21 protein-coding genes are annotated in these 21329 nt (G+C 59.2%); 10 read left to right on the top strand and 11 right to left on the bottom strand.

The annotated features are described in order from the left end of the window. Nucleotides 1-100: 100 nt before the first annotated feature. Nucleotides 101-1495, bottom strand: a complete 1395-nt coding sequence (locus tag CRI94_RS07355; protein ID WP_098075032.1) for an MBL fold metallo-hydrolase — start codon at nt 1493-1495, stop codon at nt 101-103. A 129-nt stretch (nt 1496-1624) separates the two neighbouring features. On the opposite strand from CRI94_RS07355, the gene CRI94_RS07350 reads away from it, so the two are divergent. Next, nucleotides 1625-2605: an MBL fold metallo-hydrolase gene (locus CRI94_RS07350; RefSeq protein ID WP_098075031.1), complete on the top strand. Its 981-nt coding sequence runs from the start codon at nt 1625-1627 to the stop codon at nt 2603-2605. Nucleotides 2606-2629: 24 nt separating this feature from the next. On the opposite strand, the gene CRI94_RS07345 is transcribed toward CRI94_RS07350, so the two are convergent. The 3 genes from CRI94_RS07345 to obgE all read right to left on the bottom strand — a co-directional run bounded on the left by CRI94_RS07345 (nt 2630) and on the right by obgE (nt 6424). Further along, nucleotides 2630-3568, bottom strand: a complete 939-nt coding sequence (locus tag CRI94_RS07345) for a DUF4249 family protein (protein ID WP_098075030.1) — start codon at nt 3566-3568, stop codon at nt 2630-2632. A 101-nt stretch (nt 3569-3669) separates the two neighbouring features. Further along, nucleotides 3670-4854, bottom strand: coding sequence for a DNA-processing protein DprA (gene dprA, locus CRI94_RS07340; protein WP_245846109.1), 1185 nt, complete (start codon nt 4852-4854; stop codon nt 3670-3672). Nucleotides 4855-5398: 544 nt separating this feature from the next. Next, nucleotides 5399-6424, bottom strand: a complete 1026-nt coding sequence (obgE, locus tag CRI94_RS07330) for a GTPase ObgE (RefSeq protein WP_098075245.1) — start codon at nt 6422-6424, stop codon at nt 5399-5401. A 193-nt stretch (nt 6425-6617) separates the two neighbouring features. On the opposite strand from obgE, the gene rnhA reads away from it, so the two are divergent. Continuing rightward, complete coding sequence (gene rnhA, locus CRI94_RS07325) at nt 6618-7055, top strand: ribonuclease HI (RefSeq protein ID WP_098075028.1); 438 nt, start codon at nt 6618-6620, stop codon at nt 7053-7055. Nucleotides 7056-7137: 82 nt separating this feature from the next. Then, on the top strand, nt 7138-7464 hold the full coding sequence (locus CRI94_RS07320; RefSeq protein WP_245846108.1) for a hypothetical protein: 327 nt from the start codon (nt 7138-7140) through the stop codon (nt 7462-7464). 39 nt (nt 7465-7503) lie between these two features. Here CRI94_RS07320 and CRI94_RS07315 read toward each other — a convergent pair whose 3' ends face one another. Next, the gene (locus CRI94_RS07315; protein ID WP_098075026.1) at nt 7504-9144 is read right to left on the bottom strand and encodes a cation:proton antiporter family protein; all 1641 of its coding nucleotides are present in this window, start codon (nt 9142-9144) and stop codon (nt 7504-7506) included. 277 nt (nt 9145-9421) lie between these two features. On the opposite strand from CRI94_RS07315, the gene CRI94_RS07310 reads away from it, so the two are divergent. From CRI94_RS07310 to CRI94_RS07300, 3 genes are all read left to right on the top strand, one after another. Next, the gene (locus tag CRI94_RS07310) at nt 9422-10138 is read left to right on the top strand and encodes a site-specific integrase (RefSeq protein ID WP_098075025.1); all 717 of its coding nucleotides are present in this window, start codon (nt 9422-9424) and stop codon (nt 10136-10138) included. 184 nt (nt 10139-10322) lie between these two features. Beyond that, nucleotides 10323-10829, top strand: coding sequence for a YIP1 family protein (locus CRI94_RS07305; protein WP_098075024.1), 507 nt, complete (start codon nt 10323-10325; stop codon nt 10827-10829). Nucleotides 10830-10871: 42 nt separating this feature from the next. Beyond that, the gene (locus tag CRI94_RS07300) at nt 10872-11531 is read left to right on the top strand and encodes a hypothetical protein (protein WP_098075023.1); all 660 of its coding nucleotides are present in this window, start codon (nt 10872-10874) and stop codon (nt 11529-11531) included. Nucleotides 11532-11683: 152 nt separating this feature from the next. Here CRI94_RS07300 and CRI94_RS07295 read toward each other — a convergent pair whose 3' ends face one another. After that, entirely contained in the window at nt 11684-12136 is a 453-nt protein-coding gene (locus CRI94_RS07295; protein WP_098075022.1) for a hypothetical protein, read from the bottom strand. Between the two features lie 295 nt (nt 12137-12431). Then, entirely contained in the window at nt 12432-12740 is a 309-nt protein-coding gene (locus tag CRI94_RS07290; protein ID WP_098075021.1) for a hypothetical protein, read from the bottom strand. 710 nt (nt 12741-13450) lie between these two features. On the opposite strand from CRI94_RS07290, the gene CRI94_RS07280 reads away from it, so the two are divergent. Genes CRI94_RS07280 through moeB form a run of 4 tightly spaced genes read left to right on the top strand, consistent with a single transcriptional unit; the run spans nt 13451 to nt 16490 of the window. Continuing rightward, nucleotides 13451-14356: a PLP-dependent cysteine synthase family protein gene (locus tag CRI94_RS07280; RefSeq protein WP_098075019.1), complete on the top strand. Its 906-nt coding sequence runs from the start codon at nt 13451-13453 to the stop codon at nt 14354-14356. Nucleotides 14357-14408: 52 nt separating this feature from the next. Continuing rightward, the gene (locus CRI94_RS07275) at nt 14409-14873 is read left to right on the top strand and encodes a M67 family metallopeptidase (RefSeq protein WP_098075018.1); all 465 of its coding nucleotides are present in this window, start codon (nt 14409-14411) and stop codon (nt 14871-14873) included. Nucleotides 14874-14930: 57 nt separating this feature from the next. Continuing rightward, nucleotides 14931-15224 carry a ubiquitin-like small modifier protein 1 gene (locus CRI94_RS17815; protein WP_218919362.1) on the top strand — a complete coding sequence of 98 codons (294 nt, stop codon included), beginning with the start codon at nt 14931-14933 and terminating at the stop codon, nt 15222-15224. 54 nt (nt 15225-15278) lie between these two features. Beyond that, nucleotides 15279-16490: a molybdopterin-synthase adenylyltransferase MoeB gene (moeB, locus tag CRI94_RS07270; protein ID WP_218919361.1), complete on the top strand. Its 1212-nt coding sequence runs from the start codon at nt 15279-15281 to the stop codon at nt 16488-16490. Between the two features lie 128 nt (nt 16491-16618). Here moeB and CRI94_RS07265 read toward each other — a convergent pair whose 3' ends face one another. The 4 genes from CRI94_RS07265 to CRI94_RS07250 form a co-directional block, all read right to left on the bottom strand. Continuing rightward, complete coding sequence (locus CRI94_RS07265) at nt 16619-17026, bottom strand: FxLYD domain-containing protein (RefSeq protein ID WP_143815329.1); 408 nt, start codon at nt 17024-17026, stop codon at nt 16619-16621. Nucleotides 17027-17067: 41 nt separating this feature from the next. Beyond that, entirely contained in the window at nt 17068-19830 is a 2763-nt protein-coding gene (locus tag CRI94_RS07260; RefSeq protein WP_098075244.1) for a valine--tRNA ligase, read from the bottom strand. A gap of 304 nt (nt 19831-20134) precedes the next feature. After that, nucleotides 20135-20659, bottom strand: coding sequence for a hypothetical protein (locus tag CRI94_RS07255; protein ID WP_098075016.1), 525 nt, complete (start codon nt 20657-20659; stop codon nt 20135-20137). 209 nt (nt 20660-20868) lie between these two features. Then, nucleotides 20869-21279, bottom strand: a complete 411-nt coding sequence (locus CRI94_RS07250; protein WP_098075015.1) for a hypothetical protein — start codon at nt 21277-21279, stop codon at nt 20869-20871. Nucleotides 21280-21329: the final 50 nt, after the last annotated feature.

Genomic DNA, 21329 nt, shown 5'->3' with positions numbered 1-21329 from the left:
CGTTTTGGTTAATATCTCAGGAGGCTTTCCTTCAGGATATTTGGCAGCCCGCCGAACCCTGAACACTGAACCTTGAACACTGAACCCTGAACCCTGAACTTTATAGATTGAGCACTTCGCCACCGGCCGGCAGGTAGACATCGATCTCCGGGTGCGACGCCTTAATCTGATCGTGCATCCATTGGCGGGCGTCCGGCTCGCCGTGAACCAGAACGACACTCTCGGGCTCCATGCTGTCAACGACGCGAAGCAGATCGCGCCGGTTGCTGTGCCCGCTGAACCGAAACCGATCGACGGTGCAGTTGACGGGCTGAGGTCCGGTCGCTTCGTGCAGGACAACCTCTGTTCCCTTGCCGTTCTTGGCAGCCTCCTGGAGCCGAGCAGACGCGGTATCCTCCTTCGAGTATCCAACCAGAAGGATGGCGTCGCGCTCATTTTCCACGATACGGCGACCGATTCGATTTGAGAGCGTCGGCTCAAACATCATCCCGCTACTTGCCACGACGATGCAGGGACCATCCAGCGCGTCGTCCTTGGCGTCCTCGCTTCTCGGCATGCGGCGCTGATCGACACCGAAGACTTTGAACTCCGAATCGAGACGCGGCGTCGTTTGTCGCGTCTTGTCGTACAGATCTGCAACGGCGCGCATGGAGCCGGCCGTGTACACCGGTATGTCCTCGTCGATCACACCGTCCTCTTTCATCTCGTCGATGAGAGCGAGCGTTTCTTGAGCCCGTCCCATCACAAACACCGGGATCAGAGCGGTCCCGCCCCGGGCCATAACCTCCTTCACCGTCTTGCGGAACCGCTGGGTCTCTTTGTCGCGATTCGTCTGCTCCGCCTCTTCATCGTTGGCCAACGTTGACTCAAGAATGAGAACGTCTGTCGAGTCCGGATACTCTGCTCCCGGAATAATCGACTGCGGGCGCATGTTGGTGTCGCTGGTGTAGAAGACCCGCCGATCCTTGCCGTCTTCGACGAAGCGGAGCTCCACGCCGACCGAGCCCAGGATATGGCCGGCCGTATAGAACCGAGCCTTGATTTTTGAATTGCCTAACGTACCGGTTACGTCAAAGTCGGCCCCCAGTGCATGTGTCAGATAGATGTGGCTCTGGAAACTCAGCTCCTCCTCCGTGAAGAGCGGTTCGTGTTCCGTCTCACCGTCGTACAGTTTGCGCTCCTGAAGCCGTGCCGACGCCGGAAGAAGAAACTCGATGAGTCGCTTCGTCGCGTCCGTCATGTGGACGAGCAGGTGCGGAAATTCCCGAATCAAAACAGGAAGACTTCCGATGTGGTCATGGTGTGCATGCGTTACGATCGCATGATCGACATAGCGTTCCCGGTGACCGTGGATGATGTCGAACCGAGGCAGGGACGCCGGCCCGTCCGTCCGAGGATCAACACCCGCATCAAGCACGATGCCGGTACCTTCAATATTAAGAAAGTGGCAGCTTGCTGCCACGTCATCGGTTTCGCCAAGGGCGATAAACTCCATAAGTGACGGTGATCGAAACGAGAGGACTAGAGAACGTGGATGAGCGGGGGGCATCAGCCGATGTAGAACATACGGTTCCCCTTCGTTGTTGTCCAGCCGACGGTTCTTCCTTTCCCTTGACGATCCTACATGCCTAAGAAGCACGATCGCGCGTCGCGGCGCCACCATACTCGTGACGGCTTTTGCAATCCAGACGCACCGGCCCAGCCAGCATCGCCGCTCGAGGTAGCACGCTGGTTGAGCGGGCGCGTCTTCTCGCATAAGCAGAATGTACCGCCCCATACGGTGCTCCCGACCGACCTATCCGCTCCCCCACCCTCCATTCGCATAACCTGGATCGGCCATGCGACGACGCTCATCCAGGTGCCGGGCCTGACCGTGCTCACGGATCCCCACTTCGGTCAGCGTGCGAGTCCCGTTCCCTTCGCGGGCCCCGAACGGCTCGCTCGTCTCCCGCTCCAGATCGATGACCTTCCCCCGGTCGACCTCGTCGTGTTGTCGCACGACCACTACGACCACCTGCATCGCCCGTCGATCGAGCGGCTTCTTGCCGCCCGCCATGCTCCTACGTTCGCTGCTCCCTTAGGCTGTGCGGACCGGCTCAGAAACTGGGGTGTGGATTCCGTGCTCGCGTTCGACTGGTGGGAGTACGATGACATGGACATCGGTTCGGGATTACGACTGCACGCCCTACCGGCTCTCCACTTCTCGGGTCGATCTCTAACGGATCGCAACAGCACGCTCTGGGCAAGCTGGATGCTGGAGATGGACGATGGCTCTGTTTACTTTGGCGGCGACACGGGATATAGCGATCATTTCTCGACCATTGCCGACGCCCTTGGCTCGCCCGACATAGCGATCCTTCCGATCGGAGCCTATAAACCGCGACGTATCATGAAGCCGGTTCACGTCAATCCGGAGGAAGCGATGCAGGCCGTGATCGACCTGGGTCGACCGGATGTCGTACCCATCCACTGGGGTACATTCGATCTTGCAAGCGAAACCGTTCAGGCGGCCGCGCCGGAAGCCATTCACTGGGCAGAGCGGTTCGGCCTCACCAACCAACTTCGCCTGCTCCGTCCCGGGGAGTCGACAACCGCCCGACCGTAGGCAGGCACTCGGATCCTCCGCGTCTCAGGGCCGGGCGACGTACATCTCCCGGCGGACGCTGGCCATGCTTCCAAAAATTCCTGCACCTCCCTCTACGACTTCCAGGACATTGGGAATCGATCCTGGCGTGAAGCCCCCTCCTCCCTGCTGGGCGGTCTGTGAGCGGATGAAGTCATACATGTTTTCGTCCAGTACATTGATACGCGTGCGGTTGGGACCGTAAAAAGTAACCACGACCCACGGGAGCCGCAGCGTCAAGGTACCGTCTGCGTTCTGTGTGTACCCCGCTTCGTTCAGAACCGGAGACGACGTGATCACAAAGTCGGAGAGAACCGAGTTTTCGCTCTGCTCGAGAAAATCTGCTACAAGCGGAACGAGGTTCTCCTTCCTCGGGTCAAGCGACTCCGTGCTAAAGATATAGAAGGCCTGGTCGCGCCCGGGCGTCCGACTCGATGTGATTCGAAATGCGATTTCTTCGTCGGCTCGATACGTGGCGGTATCTCGACTCGCGGACACGATGGAAAAGGTATCCGGCACCGTCGTCTCTGCCCGAATCTGCGCGCCTGCCTCGGTTACGACACGAAGCCGATACGTTCCGAGCGGCTCAATCGTCGGAATCGATCCATCGATCGCAGTAGACGGCCGATAAAAGCCCGCGCTATCGGGATCGGATGTGTAGGGAATCGTCCCCTCCACCTCTCCCCCCTCGCCCAGCTTCTCGATCCGGACATCCGCCCCACGCACGGCGACGTCGTTGATGTCGTACGTCGAATCGATGGGGATGGACTGGGTCAACCGAACGGGTGCCGCCGGCTCTCCTGCAATCTGATAGGACTCGACAACAACCTCCGACTCAAACGGCTTGGGCCCCGTTGCATCGCACGAGACATAGACGAGAAGAAGAGCTAGAATAAGAATAGCACGGAAGAGGCGGCCCACGGACAGGAAAGGGCGTTCGGGCACGGTCGGTGTTGATAGAAAATAACGATGCGCCCCACAGCGGGATCCCTACGTATCTACAAGGTGACGTCCACCCGACGGAAGCCAACACTCCGACGCTTGCGTTACGTCCGACGAAACTGCTTCCCCGCTAGCTGCCGAACATGCCCGTCGAACTCCAGCTGCAACAGGGCAACCAACGCATCGGAAGGGGTGCAACAAACTTCTTGACAGAGGTCGTCGAGATGCGTCGGAGAATCTCCCAGTGCTTCGTACAGGGCGCGAGCGTCGCCGGTAAGGGTGTCCGCCACGCTTTCAGCCGCCGCCTCACGCGTCTCGTGATCCATAGCGGGAAGGCATAGCTCATCCAGAATGTCGTCAACGCACGAAACAAGTTTCGCCTCTCCCCGACGAATCAGAGCGTTTGTGCCGCGACTCGCAGAGGTCGTGACCTCTCCCGGGACGGCAAAGACCTCACGGTTCTGCTCCAGAGCCATCCGGGCCGTGATGAGCGCACCTCCCTCGGCGTGCGACTCGACAACGAGCGTGCCGAGCGTCAGTCCACTCACGATCCGGTTGCGCTCTGGAAAATACCGCGGGTCTGGCTCTGCATCAATTGGGTACTCCGAAAGGACGGCCCCGTGCTCCGTCATCGCCTCCGCGAGCGGTCGATTCGACGCGGGGTACACGTAACCGAGTCCGGAGCCGAGCACCGCCACCGTTCGCCCACCGGCATCGAGCGCGCCACGATGTGCCGCTGCGTCTACTCCGTACGCAAGGCCACTGACTACCGTCAAGCCATGCTTCGTTAGCTCCGCACCGAACCGGCAGGCCTGTTGCCGCCCGTAGTCGGTGCATCTCCGTGTCCCAACTACAGCGATGCACCGAGCGTCGGCCGGCGTCAACTGCCCCCGCATCCACAAAAACGCCGGCGGGTCATAGATCTGCCGCAGGCGCTCCGGAAAGGCATCATCCCACGGCGTAAGAAGCGTCGCGCCCATCTCCTTCGCTCGACGCATCTGACGATCAACAATGTCGTGACCGTCAAACGTGAGCACAGCCTCTGCCACCTTCGGTCCGACGCCCGGCACGGACTCCAATCGGGATCGGGAGGCTTTCCATACATCTACTGGGGACGTCAGGTACGCAAGAAGTGCCCGAATGCGACCGGTGCCCAGTCCCGGAACGAGAGATAGTGCGACGAGAGCCCGTCGCTGCTGCGGCGAGCCGAGCGAAGCCTCCTCACACCGACCGACTGCCTTTGGAGCCGACGCGGAGCGCGCTGCTCCGGAGTCCGGATCGACACTCAATGTATGACCGCACCTTTCGCTCTGTCTTGGCTCCCCGTTTTCTGATGTCTGCATCCTCCACCATGTCATCATCTTCAACCACGATGACAACATGTTATCATTTTAGACAATAAACATCAACTTATGATACAATATAATAAACAGATCATACCTGAGATCGGAGGTCAGTTTGACATGTCGATCGCTGCTAATCGAATCTGAGAGAACACGTCCTCGCTGATCGGACTGTCGCTCGTGGGAGAAGTGCGCGACCGGTATCCGTGAGGCGGTGAACCGTGACGACATCGCCCTCTTTCTCTCCGTCGAGGAGGCTCGCATCAAGCATGGGAGCGGCGAGAAAAAAGTAGATCGTCTCGCTCAAGTTGTCGCGTCGCCACCGAAGCAGGCGGTCCCGGCTCTTTTCCACCCGCTCAGCAAGAGCGCGAAAATGACTGACGTACGTGCCCGTCGGTTCGAAATCGGTCTTCGTGCCGGAGTTTGCTCAGGTCAACCCTCTTTTTCGGCCGCTCATTTGCCGCCTTCCGGGTTGTTGAGGTTAGCGTTCTCACACGCCGACATCTTCCTGCTTCTTCTTGACCGCGGTGACGAGGTCATACAGGCGATGCTTCAGTTCCTTCAGGCCCGTACCCGAAACCGCACTAATCGGCATAAACTCGACATCATCCGGGAACTCCTCGCCCATAATTTCCGGCAGGAGCTCCTGCTCGTCGGGCGCCAGCGTATCGACTTTCGACAGCGCCACGAGGTGCGGCTTGTCGAGAAGGGGCGCGTGATACTCCTCGAGTTCGTGCCGGAGTTTCTCATAGTCGCCGGCAGGGTCATCTGACAACACCGGAATGACAAAGAGCAGCACAGACGTTCGCTCGATGTGACGAAGGAACCGCAGGCCGAGCCCTTTACCCGTGTGCGCCTCCTCGATGATTCCCGGCAGATCGGCCATCACAAACGACTCAAAGTCGCTGATGTAGACCATCCCCAGCTGAGGATTCAGCGTCGTAAAGGGGTAATCCGCGACCTCGGGCTTGGCCGCCGAAAGCGACGACACGAGCGTGCTTTTCCCCGCATTGGGAAATCCGACAAGTCCCACGTCCGCGAGCAATTTCAGCTCCAGCGTGATCTCCCGGTACTCGCCTTTCTCGCCTGGCTGAGCGTGCCGCGGTGCCTGATTCGTAGACGACTTGAAGAACGTGTTGCCCTTTCCGCCACGTCCACCTTCTGCGATCGTGACGCGCTCGCCATCCGCGACAACCTCGCCGAGCACCTCGCCAGTCTGCGAATCTTTGATCACGGTCCCGGGCGGTACGCGAATAACCACGTCGTCTCCATCCGCACCCGTTTTATTAAATTTCCCGCCCGGCTCCCCGTCTCCGGCTTCGTGGTGCTTGTTGTAACGGAAATCGAGCAGCGTGTACAGGTTCTCGTCGGCCTCGCAGTATACGGTCCCGCCGTGTCCTCCATTCCCGCCGGCGGGACCTCCACGCGGCTCGTACTTCTCACGGCGCCACGACACCAGCCCGCGGCCACCGTCGCCGCTTCGGACTTTGATGTCTACCTTATCTACAAATTTCATGGTGCACGCGGAGTGATGAGATGAATAACCTGGACCGCCGACGATCAACGCGGTGACGAGCATTCACGCAACGGGACGAACGACGTTTCCAGAAACGCGAAGGTTTTCACTGCGGTTTACGACGGAACGCTAGCGGAATGTCGTGATGTCCGCTACGTTATCGGGTCCTGCTTGTTATTTTTTCTCAGACCGAATGAACAACGTGGAGATCTATACGGACGGCTCCTGCAGCGGTAACCCCGGCCCTGGCGGTTGGGCAGCGATCGTTATCGACGGTGAAGACGTCAACCAGCTTACGGGCGGTGAACCGCAAACCACCAACAACCGCATGGAGCTGATGGCAGCCATTCAGGGTCTTGCCTCGCTTGAAGAACCGACGGACGTGAAGCTGTACACAGACAGCGCGTACGTCTCCCGCGCGTTCAACGACGGCTGGATCAAAAACTGGAAGAAGAACGGTTGGAAGACGTCGTCCAAGAAGCCGGTGAAAAACAAAGAGCTCTGGCGCAAGCTCGACGCACAGAACGCCCGCCACGACGTGGAGTGGATCTGGGTGAAAGGGCACGCCGACAATGAACTCAACAACCTGGCCGACGCCCTCGCCGTGGACGCGATGAATCAATACAAGTAACGTCGCACGGTACGCAACGTATTCGGCCTTCCTGCGGCTATCCTCCTGTTCAGCACTTCAGACGTTTAATCCTGTCCTCCCTGTGACAACCTACAGCGACGAAGACTTTGCCGACTCTCGATTCTCGCACGGCGAGCGCGTTCGCGTTCTCCTGCGCCATCCCACGTACGGTCATGTGATGGGCGAGGCCGAGGGCACGTGCGCGGCACGGGAGAAGGATGTTGAGTTCGAAACGCCCGACGGGAAGACGCGCGTCAAGACGCTGGTGTGGCTCAAAGATATGTCGGGCTACGAGAAGCCTCACCCGAACCTCCCCGACAAGACGAAGGAGGTTGAGGATGCGTGGTTTGCGGAGGAAGCCCTTCGAAAGATGGAAGCCGACCCGCTGGATGGCATCAGTTTTAACTAGACGTTCTGCGCGTCTCTGTCCCCGTAGTTTACTTTCGGGCTACGCTTCCAGCGGCTCCGTCCCGCGTGACGGGCGGAGCGGTGCAGACGGTCGCTGCTCGGCACCGACATCGAGCGTGACGGCGGCGGGGACGGTCCGCTGGCGGCGGCGAAGGCCGTGGCGGGCGAGCGCCTGACCGACCTGCTCGCCGGAGAGATACACGGCGCTGGCTCCCGCATCAATCAGATCCTGGCGTCCCTCGGGGTCCGTCGTAAGCGCACTGACCGGGCCCTCGAAGCCGGCTTCTCGCAGGGCGCTGACCGCAGCCAGGGTTGCATCCCGATCGGGAAGCGCGAGAACAACTGCCTCGACCGTCTCCAGTCCCAGGTCAGCCCAGAGCGTCGCGTCGCGGGCGTCTCCGTACAGCACGCGCCGACCGTTGCTGCGATGCCGCGCGAGTTTGCCTGGATCCTCATCCACGCCCGCCGGGCATTGCATTCGCGCGGCGAGGTAGTCGTATGCGGCGGTTCCCACGCGACCCATGCCGACGACGACAAACCGTGCGCGCCCGAGCGTTTCGGGGCGTGCATCGCGCGGGCGACCACTGCGCTGGAGAGGCTGCAGCCAGTCCGATACTTTGGTCCAGAGGTCGGGTGCCTGACGCGCAAGCGGCGCGTTGACCAGGTACGATCCGGCCGTTGCGAGCGCGAGCGCCGTGAGCATCGACTCCGGGAGCAAGTTCTCCGCGACCGCCGCCGATGCGACGATCAGGGACAGTCCGCTATATGTGGTCAGAGGCATGGCCGCCAAAAAGCTCGTCCGTGCGCGAAGTCGGAAAGCCGAGAATAGCCCGACGTACAGTGCGCCCTTGACAGCCAGCAGGCCGAGGAGTCCAGCCACGACGCCAAGCCCGGACGCATCGGGCAACCCGATGAGACCGACGGAAAGGAAAAAGGCCGGGAGAAATGCGTCTTTCAGCGTCCCGACGGCATCCGACAGGTCGTCCGTACGATCATGACCGGCAAGCAAGGCCCCCGCCGTCAGCGCACCGAGCTCTGCGCTCAACCCGACGGCGTCGAACAGCAGGCTTCCTGCAGCCGCGAGTGCCAGACCGAAGAGAAGCAACATTTCCCCACGGCCGAGCGCGTCCAGCAGACGTGCCAGCAGCGGACGTAGTGCGATGACTGGAATGACCGCGAGCGCCCACAGGCTCGGCGGCTCTCCCATCGCTGCAATGGCGCCCGTCGCGACGACCGTTTGGACCAGAATGATGCCGATCGCCACCCGCCCATGGTAGCTCCGCAGGTCGTGCTGTGCTTCGAGCGACTTCGCAGCCAGGACGAGGCTCGACGCAGACAGTCCGGCCGCTACAGCGATGGCCCCGAGGAGCGGAAGCCCGAGCGCCATCCCAATTCCTGTGACGACCACCGTCCATAGCACGATGTGGAGCCCTCCCACGCCGAGCACCTCCATCTCGACCAGGTTGCGCAGTCGCAGATCGAGGCCAATGATAAACAGCACAAGGGCAACACCCAGATTACCGATCTGCTCGACGACCGTGCTTCCTTCCACGCCGAATGTCGCGAGAACCATTCCGGCTGCCAGATATCCGACGAGGGGCGGAAGCCGGAGTACGCGTGCGCCTAGACCCGCTGCGAACGCAACAATGATCCAGCCAATTTCGAACAAGAGATCGGGCATGGTGACGAAGTTTGGGCAGAAAGAAAAACCGGGATGATTCTCCGATTTCCACGAGCAAATCGTTTGTAAATGTCAGCCGTGGCATTAGATCATTCCGGTATGTGTGGCCGATAAACCACGAGATAAAACCACCGGTGCCGGGTGTCGGGTTCGAGAGTTCTACGTGCAGATCGACTCGAACCGCTTCCATCATGCAACGACTCCGACACGTGCCGGAATCTTCACTCCCTCGTCACGGTAAGAGGGCCAAACAGTCACTTCGATCAAGCGCCCCGCAATGTATTTCGACGAAGCCCTGAACCCCGACGAGACAGCACAGAATCTGCTGTACGTCCTGTTCACGGCGGCGCTCGATCACCAGTTCGAGGCGGAACAGGCGCAGGCGTTTGGCATCTGGACGCTGTGCTACGTTCAGTTTTGCCGACACAAGGATGTCCCTGCCGATGCGCCCCACCTTCCCGGCTTTTTGTCGTTCCTCCGAAATCATCCGGAGGTGACGAGCGAAGAAAAAGATCGGGCCCTCGACGCCATAATGTTTGCCCTCTTTGACGTGTTCAATGGCCGCATCGATCCGTCCGTCGCGGATCAGATGGTAGCGCACGAGGAGGAAGACAACCACGCCGGCTCCACGCGGCCGAAAACGAACGGACAGGATCTCTCCCAGGACACGGCATCTGGCGGACGGCTTCTGACACGCCTTCTATTCCACACGGACCTAAGCCTCTCCGAGGCCGTGCGGCTCACAGCCGGAGATGTCGATGTCGAACGGGCCCTGCTCCGCGTGGGACCCAAGGGCTCGACTCGCGTCATTCCGCTTCCCGATCATCTCCGTGCGGAGGTCAATCACCAGGCCCGCTCATTGCGTTCGTCGGAGAACGGCTTCGGCTCTCCCCTCTTTCCCGCCGCTTACGACAAGTACGTCTCCTCCTCACCAAGCTCGGACGACGACAAACAGGCGGCGACTCGGGTCATGCAGACGCTATTCCTCACGTGATGCGTCACGGGCCGGCTGCCGACGCGAAGATCAGCACATCCGCTTTTCTACACAGATCATCCCTGTACCATTGCTGCGCCCTATGACGTCATATCATTGACGGCTCGGTTTCCCCAACCGTGGGAGCAAATCGAGACAAGACCGAACGTTTTTCGGATCTCTCTTCATTGACCTGCACGCTGCCATGACTTTTCAGGAACGTATCCTCGGCGTATTTAAGCTGGATCCCGCTATTTTTGAGGACGTGGAGCACGACCCGGGTGCCATGCAACAGGCCGTCATCGTGGTTGCTATCACGGCGCTGCTATCTGGCGCGGGAAGCACCTTGAGCGGAAGCGGCCTCGGCTACGCAATCGCATCGGTCTTCATTGCCTTCCTCGGCTGGATCCTGTGGTCGGTCATCACATACGCCATCGGAACGAGGGTCTTCGAGGGTACGGCGGATGTCGGGGAGATGCTTCGCGTGATTGGGTTCGCCTTCGCTCCGCAAGTCCTTGCAATCATTCCCTGTATTGGTGCTTTCATTGGCTTCTTCTGGTCACTGGCCGCCGGCTTCATCGCCGTCCGACAGGGACTGGACCTTGACAATGGCAAAACGGCGCTCACAATCGGTGCCGGCGCTCTGATATACTTTGTTTTGATCGTTTCTGTGACGCTCATTCTCGGCACGGGACGCATGCTCGGCATGTAGGCTCTGTCCTCCATCCGAAGCGCTTTCGGCCCCTTTGACGCCATGCACCGATTCGACGCCGCACCGGTCCGACCGATCATATTTTCTCCGGACATGGTGCGGCTTATTCTGGACGGAGACAAGGTTCAGACGAGACGTGTGATCTCTCCGACGCCGGAACGGGTTCTCCGCATTGATCGGTCCGGCTCGTCTCTGTCCGTCACGGCTCGCTGTGAGGGGGAATCGGACCTGGTCGACATCAACTGTCCTCACGCTCGTGACGATGTCCTGTGGGTGCGCGAGTCCTGGGCGGCAACGTTTCGCGTCGGTGGCGATGAGGTGAGCTGGGACCGTACCGCGCGCGATACCCGCACGGAAAAACGATGCACGTCCCTCCGCTACGAGGCCGACGCGCTGGATCTCCCGCAGAGATCTGGCGAATGGGTATCACCGATCTTTATGCCGCGATGGGCGGCGCGGCTATCCGTACGAATCGACGACGTTCGAGCCGAGCAGCTGCAGGACTTGAGCGCGTTCGACGTTACGGATGAAGGCTTACCGCTGCGACCGGCGGCAGGAGCTCTTACGGCTAGACACGACGCACTCGATCCACCACAGGCAGCTTTTCGCTCGCGGTGGGACCATTTTCAGCGTCGAGGCGGACCGACGTGGGACGAAAACCCGTGGGTCTGGGTCTTCTCATTCACGCCGGGTCGACTATAGAAAAAGGCTGCTCCTTTCCAGCGTAAAAAACGGAGCAGCCGTCGTAGAAATGGGTGCAGGTTTGGAGAAACCTGCCGTATGTGCGAGAGCGAAGGATCCGTGCGGCCCGTCCATCCGCAGAGCCCAGGCCTCTCGGGGCCGTAGAGTGCAAACTAGTTGCGGAAGCGCGAGCTGAATCCTCCGCTAAATGCCTCCTGATCCATCGCAACCATGACGCGTGTCAGCGCGGCACCCTGTTGCGGAAACGCCTGTTCGTCTTCTCCTTCGTCCTCCTTGTGCGCCTTCGGGGACGGTACGTCTGAGAGGACGCGAGCGCGAAGCGCGGTCTTTAGAGGACCCGCAAGCCCCGTCGTTTCCTCCAGACCAAAGATGACGGCGTCAACCGCGTGAACCAGTTCGTCTCGCGTCACGGTCGTTTTGTCGCGCAAGTACGTGACGAAATCGGGGACCACGCGATGGTTCGGCCACGGCCGATCATAGCGATCGCAGTATGCGCGGAAGCAGAGATTCCATGCAATGTAAATCTCGGACAGCGGCTCCGGGATGTCATGACGGCGAGCCGCTAGGGACATGGCTGCTTCAAGTGCCGGGTCGGTCGAAGCCATAACAATCAACAGTCGACGAATGGGTAGGTGTGGACGGGATAAATTATTATCGCAAACCGTGGGCCACAATCCGCCAAGCCGGTGGACACCGGCAAAACAAAACGGCGTGGGAGAAAACCCCACACCGCTTTGTTGCAGCCATTCGCGAATTGATACATCGCTGCTGTTTCACCCGACACAGCAGAACCATTGACATTTACCTTTTCGCGACTAACACACAGACACTATATATTTTGATCGCTACTTAATGCGTAGCGATGTACCCCTAATGTAAATTATTACCCGTTGTTTCCCTTCACTCTCGACCGTAGACGGTACGAAACGGAGACGGTTGAACGGCTCGACTCGATTCCACACCGCCGTCGGCTCGAGCCATCAGTTTGTCTTCTAATTCGCTAACGGATTGAGCGGTAACGGTCCAGTCCCGACGCACGGCATGAGCAACGTATACGAGTCCTCCGAGCGGGACGGCCTGCGTGACCACAACCCATCGCGTCGATGCGTTCATATCAGAGGTCTCCTCAACCCGTTTGATCGCAGACCGAATACGCACCTGTTCGGTCGGACGGTCACAGATACATCCTTCGAACTGAATCATGCTCATGCGTCCGTTCTGGTATGTTCGTGGATCACGATGATCACTCGGTCCTTTCGCTGGGAAATGCTGAAATGGTTCAGACACACCATCAATCACGTGCTGACCGTTTCACGCATCATCTGTGAATCGGTACCACCCAAGAAGACAATCATGATGGATCCGTACGGGGAAGAATCGGCGCAGAGAGGTGTACGATGGATTCGAATCTGCTACCTCACCCGTGTTGAAAACTCGAAGATTAATTTAACGTACCTGCAAGGATCGTAACAGGTCCGACGAGGAAGATAAAAGATGTTGTCACGCCGTTCTATTCTGGAACGTGGGTTCCAGCGTCATGTTATAAAGATGCCTGGCTGCTAATGCGGTCCGATGGCTGGTTTTATCTGACGATGTACAGCAAACTCGATCATGCGCCTCGTAAACGTCTCCATTCTGCCCACCAGCACCGACCGGTGTTGTTGTATCATCGGCGCGGGATGGACGCGTATGCGTAGTGTATGTTACACGAAACCCGTGTAGCATGCGCTGTCAAATACGGTCTACCCTGTTGCCTCTCCGGACGCTCCGTGAGAGGCTTTTTTCATGCCGCACCCTTTTGTTTCGAGCTAACCTCAACATTACCGTCGCCGTTTATGGCTACCTCCTCTCCTCCCGCTCGCCAGGCGCGATCGATCCAGCGGTCTCGTACACAGCGGATCGTGCGTGATGACCGTCAAATGGATGCGTCAGACCTCATCGATCAGATCGGCGGCACTCCGCTTCTTCGCCTCAGCGAAATCTCTCGCGACCTGCCGGACTCGGTGACAATCTATGCAAAGGCCGAACACCTCAACCCCGGAGGCTCGGTGAAGGACCGCCCGGCGCTCCGGATGATCAATGAGGGCCTGGCGTCCGGCGCTCTTTCAAACAACAAGACGCTCATCGATGCGACGAGCGGCAACACAGGAATCGCTTACGCGATGATCGGCGCGGCGCGTGGCCTCCGGGTGGTGCTCACACTTCCGGCAAATGCGTCGGAGGAGCGCAAACAGATCCTGCGGGCCTACGGTGCAGAGTTGATCCTGACTGATCCGCTTGAAGGAACGGACGGAGCGCAGGCACGGGTAAAGGAAATCGTGGCTGACGATCCGGATGCCTATTTTTATCCCAACCAGTACGACAACGACGCAAACTGGAAAGCGCATTTCGATGGAACCGGAGCCGAAATCTGGCGCCAAACGAAGGGTCGCGTCACCCACTTCGTGGCCGGTCTCGGAACGACCGGCACGTTCATGGGCACGACCCGTCGATTGAAGCAAGAAAATGCAGGCATTCGGGCGATCGCCATGCAACCGGACTCTCCAATGCACGCCCTCGAAGGCCTGAAGCACATGGAGACGGCCCGGGTGCCGGGCATCTACGTCCCGGAAGTAGCCGATGAACACGTCGTCTGCCGCACGGAAGACGCGCTTGAGATGACCCGTCGGTTGTCGCGGGAAGAAGGCCTGTTGGTCGGCCCATCCGGGGGTGCAAACGTCCACACGGCGCGACGGATCGCCGAAACGCTCGACGAAGGCATTGTCGTCACGATCCTGTGCGATACCGGGACGCGCTATCTCTCCGATGGCCTCTACACGGACTGACACTTCCCTGCCTGATCGCAACCGCCCGACTCTATCCAAGCGACCACCTCCCATGCTGACAACTTCTGCTGTTCTCGACGCCATCCGCGACCACGGGGAAAACGCATATCCCGAGGAAGGGTGTGGCTTTCTGATGGGCACGGTGACCGACGATTGTGCAAACCGCGTGACGGACATTCGACCGGTCGCGAACCGAAAGACGGAGAACCGTGAACGGCGATACGAGATCACTCCTGACGACTACCGGGAGGCGCAAAATGCGGCCGAGGCAGCCGGCCTTGACGTAATCGGATTCTTCCATTCCCACCCCGACCACCCTGCACGACCGTCCGAGACCGACCTGCGCGAAGCCACCTTCCCCGGCTATACCTACGTCATTGTCTCTGTCGCGAATGGAGAAGCCACCGATCTGACCGCCTGGTCCCTTGCCGTCGACCGGTCGTCCTTCGAGAGCGAGGAGATTCACGTTCTGAAACCGACCGACGCATCCGCATGGGGCAATGGCGCGACGGCCTAGCCCTCGCCAACGCCACTCTCACCACCTGATAACTTTTTCCATTCTCACCATTCTGTTATGGCTAACACGCAAACAGCAACCGTGACGGTTCGCATCCCGACCCCGCTCCGTTCTTACACCGATGGTCAGGCGACCGTAGAGTCGAACGGAGAGACGGTCAAGGACGTGCTGACCCATCTCGTTGACCGCTACGGCGACTTGAAGTCGAACTTGTATACCGACGACGGCACCCTCCGCCAGTTTGTCAACATCTACGTGAACGACGACGACATCCGATACAAGGACGGCCCCGATACGCCGGTGAGCGCCGGCGATGAAGTGTCGATCGTCCCCTCGATCGCTGGTGGCTGACGCTTCGCACCACACTCATACGATTCGCAGCCTCTGAACCCATACGACCCTTCCATGTCTGCTTCCCCCTCGGACAACGGTGCGGCCGTGGCCCCTCCATGCGCACCGGACCTGTCCACAGATGAACTCCAACGATACAGCCGTCACCTCACGCTCCCGGAATTCGGGCGTGAGGGCCAAGAGAAACTCAAGGCCACGTCCGTTTTGCTCGTCGGAGCAGGCGGCCTCGGTTCGCCTGCTGCCACGTATCTCGCCGCCGCGGGCATCGGGAAAATCGGACTTGTCGATTTCGATCGCGTCGAAGCGTCGAATTTGCAGCGCCAGATCTTGTACGGCACCAGCGATGTCGGCCGTCCGAAGCTCGATGCAGCAAAGGAACGCCTAACCGACCTGAACCCGCACGTCGACGTTGAAACGCACGACGTACGCCTCGACAGCGACAACGCGCTCGAGATTATCGAGCCGTACGATGTCGTTGCGGACGGAACGGACAACTTCCCCACGCGCTACCTCGTCAACGACGCGTGCGTGATGACCGACACGCCGAACGTCTACGCATCGATATTCCGGTTCGAAGGTCAGGTCTCCGTTTTCGCAACCGAGGACGGGCCGTGCTACCGTTGCCTCTACGAAGAGCCGCCCCCACCGGGACTCGTTCCGTCCTGCGCGGAAGGCGGCGTGCTTGGCATCCTACCCGGTTTCATTGGCACGCTTCAAGCGACGGAGGTCATCAAACTCATCGCCGGAATTGGTGAGCCACTCATCGGCCGGCTGCTCATGGCCGATGCGCTGGAAATGAACTTCCGGACGCTGAATGTTGAAAAGAATCCGGACTGCCCGGTATGCGGTGAGAACCCGACGCAGACGGAACTGATCGACTACGAAGCGTTTTGCGGTATTCCGTCTTCCGACTCCTCTCAAAATGGCACTGACGACGTGAGCCAAATTCCAGAAATTTCAGTTCAGGACCTCAAAAAGCGTCGCGATGCGGGCGACGCGCCATTCGTTCTGGATGTTCGCAAGCCTCACGAAGCCGATATCGCGAGCATCGGTGCCGACCAACTGATTCCGCTCGATGAACTTGAGCGCCGCATCGAAGAGATCGACGCTGAACCAGGAGACGAAATTGTTGTCCACTGCCGTTCTGGCGGACGCTCAGCGAAAGCGACGGATTTTCTTCGGAAAAAGGGATTCGACGCAAAGAACCTCGCGGGTGGTACCCTCGCCTGGAGCGACGAGATCGATGACTCCGTCGCGAAGTACTAGTGCGATTCTGCCCCTCCGTGGACTACATCGGGCCGACGTACAGCCTGACCTATAAAAAAACCGCCGGATCCGAGGTTTGACGCCTCAGGTCCGGCGGTTTTTGTATTCGAAGCACAAGCTCAACCTCCCTACGGCGTGGCGACACTCAGGACGCGAGCCTTTGCGACGGGATAATCGACATCAAGCGCCCCGCTGAAATCCTTCTCGCTATTCGCCGGGACATCTTCCACTTCGATCATGGTCGTCCCGACCCGGGCGCCCGTTTCGTCGTACAGCGCAACATCGACCTGTACGATAGAAACCGCTTTGCTATTTTCGTTAATGAGTGTACCACTGAACGAGCGCTCGCCCGTCTCGGTTATAGTCACAAGGCGCGTGTTGGACACATCGAGCCTGCTGGCCGACACGCCCTGTTGTCCCGAGTTGCCGCACCCGGTGGTCCATGTCATCAAAGCGAGCAAAACCATAGCGGCGAGAGCACGCCGAGCCGCAGAGCGGCCCATGGAACGAGAGGTGCGGGAGGATACTGCGTTCATAAGCGGGGAGGCATTTGAGCGAATAGAACAAGATCAGCCATCTACTGACTGACGTCGGCCAGGTCGGATAGATTCGAGCGCAGACGTTCGAGTTCGGCGACGGCGTCTTCCTTCTTCTGCCGCTCGCGATCGACGACTTCATCGGGGGCCTTGGACACGAACTGCGGGTTGTTGAGCTTCTTCTCCACCCCTTGCAGAAATCCTTCCTTTTGCTCGATTTCCCGTTGCAGGCGCTCACGCTCCTGATCGAGATCGATCATACCTGCGAGGGGAACGAAGACTTCGCAGCGGCCCACGACGACAGACGCCGAGGCAGCGGGCTTCTCGGCCCGCGGCTTCACCGTCAGGTCGGTCACTCCAGCAAGCGTCTCGAAGTACGTGCTGTACGACGCCAGCGTCTCCGCCAGCTCCGTGTTGCGACGCGGCACGCTGATGGTGGCCGCAATTTCCTTGCCCTGTCCGACACCATAATCACTTTTCACACCGCGGATACCCGAGATCAGGTCCTGGATGAGCGTAAACGTCTCCGCTCGCTCTTCATCCATGCTGTCCCGATCGATGCTCGGCCATTCGGCAGCGATACAGGCATCGCCGTTCTCGCGCGGACGCAGACGCCACCACAGCTCTTCCGTGATGAACGGCATGAACGGGTGAAGGAGCTTCAACAGCGCCTCGTAGATCTCGACGGCAATAGCGATCTTCTCCTCCGGCATTTCTTCGCCGTACGGCGGCTTAATCAGCTCGAGGAACCAGTCGCAATAGTCTCGCCAGAAGACATCGTAAACACGCTGTGCCATCTCATTGAGACGGTAACGCTCGAGCGAGCCCTCCATGTCCTCGATCGCCGCGTTCAAGCGGTGCAGCATCCACTGCTCCACAAGCTCCAGTTCTTCGAAGGACCGTTCGCGCTGGTAATCTTTGACCGGCCGACCGTCTTCATCCGTCTCCATGAACTGCCCGAAGACGTTGAAGGCGTTCCAGATCTTATTGGCGAAGTTGCGGCCCATCTCGAACTTCGAGGGAGCCAGCTTGATATCCTGCCCCTGCGCGCAGAGCATCGTCAGCGTAAAGCGCGTCGCATCCGCACCGTACTGATCCACCATCTCGAGCGGATCGATGCCATTGCCGAGACTTTTTGACATCCAGCGGCCCTGCTCGTCTTTCACCATGCCGGTGATAAAGACGTTCGTGAAGGGCGGCTCGTCCATCACGTAGTATCCCGCCATGATCATCCGGGCGATCCAGAAGAACAGGATGTCGTAGCCGGATACGAGGACGTCGGACGGATAGAACATCTCGAGTTCGTCCGTCTCCTCTGGCCAGCCGAGGGACGCGAAGGGTGCGAGCCACGACGAGAACCAGGTGTCAAGGACGTCTTCATCCTGCACCATCTCCTCCCCATTGTCGGGCCGGTCGACGCTCACGACGTACCCGCGCTCGGGGTCCGGGTCGCCATTCTCATCCGTATAATACCAGACCGGGATCTGATGCCCCCACCAGAGTTGACGGGAGATGCACCAGTCGCGGATGTTTTCCATCCAGCGGAAATACTCATTGGCCCAGCGCTTCGGGTAAAAATCGATCTCGCCTTCCCGGACGGCTTCGATAGCCGGCTCGGCGAGCGGCTCCATCTTCACAAACCACTGACGTGAGATGAGCGGCTCGATCACGGCACCAGAGCGGCTGGACACGGGCACCTTGTTTTCATAGTCCTCAACCTTCTCTAGCAGACCTTCCGCCTTGAGGTCGTCCACGATCTTGTCACGCGCGTCAAACCGGTCGAGACCTTCGTACGCCCCCCCGTTCGCGTTGATCTTGCCCGTCGTCGTCATGACGTTGATCGTCTCGAGCTCGTGCTTCTGCCCGATCTCGAAGTCGTTCTCGTCATGAGCAGGCGTTACCTTCAGCGCGCCTGTCCCGAACTCACTATCGATGTAGTCGTCCGCTATAATCGGGATTTCGCGCCCAATGAGCGGAACGACGACCTTCCGACCGATCAGGTGAGCATATCGCTCATCGTCCGGATTCACCGCCACGGCGGAATCTCCGAGCATCGTCTCCGGCCGCGTGGTCGCGATCGTCAGATACTGCATCGGCTCCGGCGTCTCCTCCCCATCGGCAGCCTCCTCGATCAGCGTGTTGTCGCCCACCGGCTCGGCGAGCGGGTAGCGGATGTACCAGAGGTGCCCCTGACGATCAACATTGTCAACTTCCTCGTCGGATAGAGCCGTTTCGTTCTTCGGATCCCAGTTGACGAGATAATCGCCCCGGTAGATCAGACCGTCCTCATAGAGCTGGACGAAAACCTCCTGCACGGCGCGGGAGAAGTCTTCATCCATCGTGAAATACTGGCGATCCCAGTCGCAGGAATCTCCGAGCGTGCGCTTCTGCTGGAGAATGATGTCCCCGTACTCCTCCTTCCAGTCGTACACGCGTTCGACGAACGCATCCCGACCGAGGTCGTGGCGCGTCAGTTCTTCTTCCTCAGCAAGCTTCTGCTCCACCACATTCTGCGTGGCGATACCAGCGTGGTCAAGGCCAGGCATCCAGAGCGACTCATACCCCTGCATGCGACGGATTCGGGTTAGCGCGTCCTGGATGGAGTCCTGTAGCGCGTGCCCGATGTGCAGCCGCCCCGTCACATTGGGAGGCGGCATGATGATGCAGTGGGGCTGGCGATCATCGGTAACGTCGACTTCGAAGAAGCCGCGGCGCTCCCAGTAATCGTACCACTTGGATTCGATAGCCGACGGATCGTATGCCGTGGAGGTGCCGGAAGAAACCGGAGGGGCGTCGTGAGACATGGGTAAGGGTGTCGGGAGAACATCGGTCGTGAACATCGCCGCTTGCGGGAACCGGACGGCCCAGTGCGACAACGAGAAACGTCGTCAATCAGATCGATCCGTGACAGGAATGGATCCCGCTTCAGAGAAAATCGACCATCAATCGGACTCCGAACCCTTAACGTAGCATTGAGCGGGATTGGATGTGGCACCCGCGCTGTTATTTTCTTCTAAAGCGCGGATTGTTTGCCCTTGCTCGGGCTGAGATGGCTCATCCCCTATCTTTTACCGTTCGTGCAGCCCAACTTTGACTCTGCGGACGGACTCACCCGTCGTCCTCATCGGCAATGTCGAACATCGACGTGGGAGCGCCCTCCGTATCAACCGAATTAGACTTCGCACTGGGCGAGTGAATCGACTGAATGCGTGCCAGCGCCTGCTGGATTAGCGTTGTCGATGACTTCGAGGTGCGCTTGGGACCAAAGTCAGATGCTTCCGCCGAGCCACGAACCGCATCGAGGCGACGACGAAGAGCTTCGAGGCGAGAATTCTGACCGTCGACCTGCTGGCGCTTTTTCTCCCAGCGATCGAGACGATCCCGCGCCGAATTGAGCATATCCATCACGGACGCATCTTCCTCGGGAAGGGATGGATCGTCTTGTTGCGCCGAACTGTCCAACGCCGGCAGCGCAGCCGTTCCGCTTTCCCGAAGATCCGCCAGGTGTGCCTGCGCGAGAACTTGAAGCTCTACAACCCCGGACGGCGACAGATTACAACGTTCCGCGACGCGCTGGAGCCAGTCATGATGATCCTTCGACAGCTGAATCGTAACCGATGTTGAGCTAGACATGATAGATCGGTCGGAGAGGGCGACCGCAGTATGAATACAACCTGTGGGGGGCACGTCCGCTCAGTCAGCGGGCGGATGGACGCAACAAATTGCACACTCTAACACTTGGTTCCTGCGGACATGTTGAATCGAGAACTATTTCTGCGAAACGTTATCGACGTAACAATGTGTGCAAACCATGGCCTAATCTAATCAACGTCATGGCGGCGTCATTTTTCGGCCTTCACTCGCTCAGCAATTTCATTTACCTGGCTGCGTGCGCGTTCGGTTACGAGTTCAACCGTGCGACGTCGCACTTCTGCCGTGTGTTGCAGATAAAACTGCATTTCGGCAGACGTAAAATGACCGATCACCATCCCGAGCAACGTACGCTTCAGCCGACTGTCCTGGCCGAGCAAATTTTCCAGGCGCCGAACCTGATCCGGGCGATCCATGGTCGAAAAACCGGTACCGTATCGTTCCAGCGTATCGGCGACGAGGTCGAGAACCCTCGGGTTAAGGAGTTTCAAGATCGGACGGAGCACCTCGTGCTGGAAGGCTTCGACTGCGTGACTGTCCTCCGTATTGACGGGAACGTCTGGCCGAATGGACTTGAGGTTATCGTCGCGTGTAGATGGCATGGTCGGCAACAGTTATTCGGGCTTATGTATTAATCCAGATGCTCTTTGCG

This window comes from Longibacter salinarum (genome assembly GCF_002554795.1).
Lineage (GTDB): Bacteria > Bacteroidota > Rhodothermia > Rhodothermales > Salinibacteraceae > Longibacter > Longibacter salinarum.
Note: the sequence above shows the minus strand (reverse complement) of the source record. Positions and strands in the feature narration are given on the sequence as shown.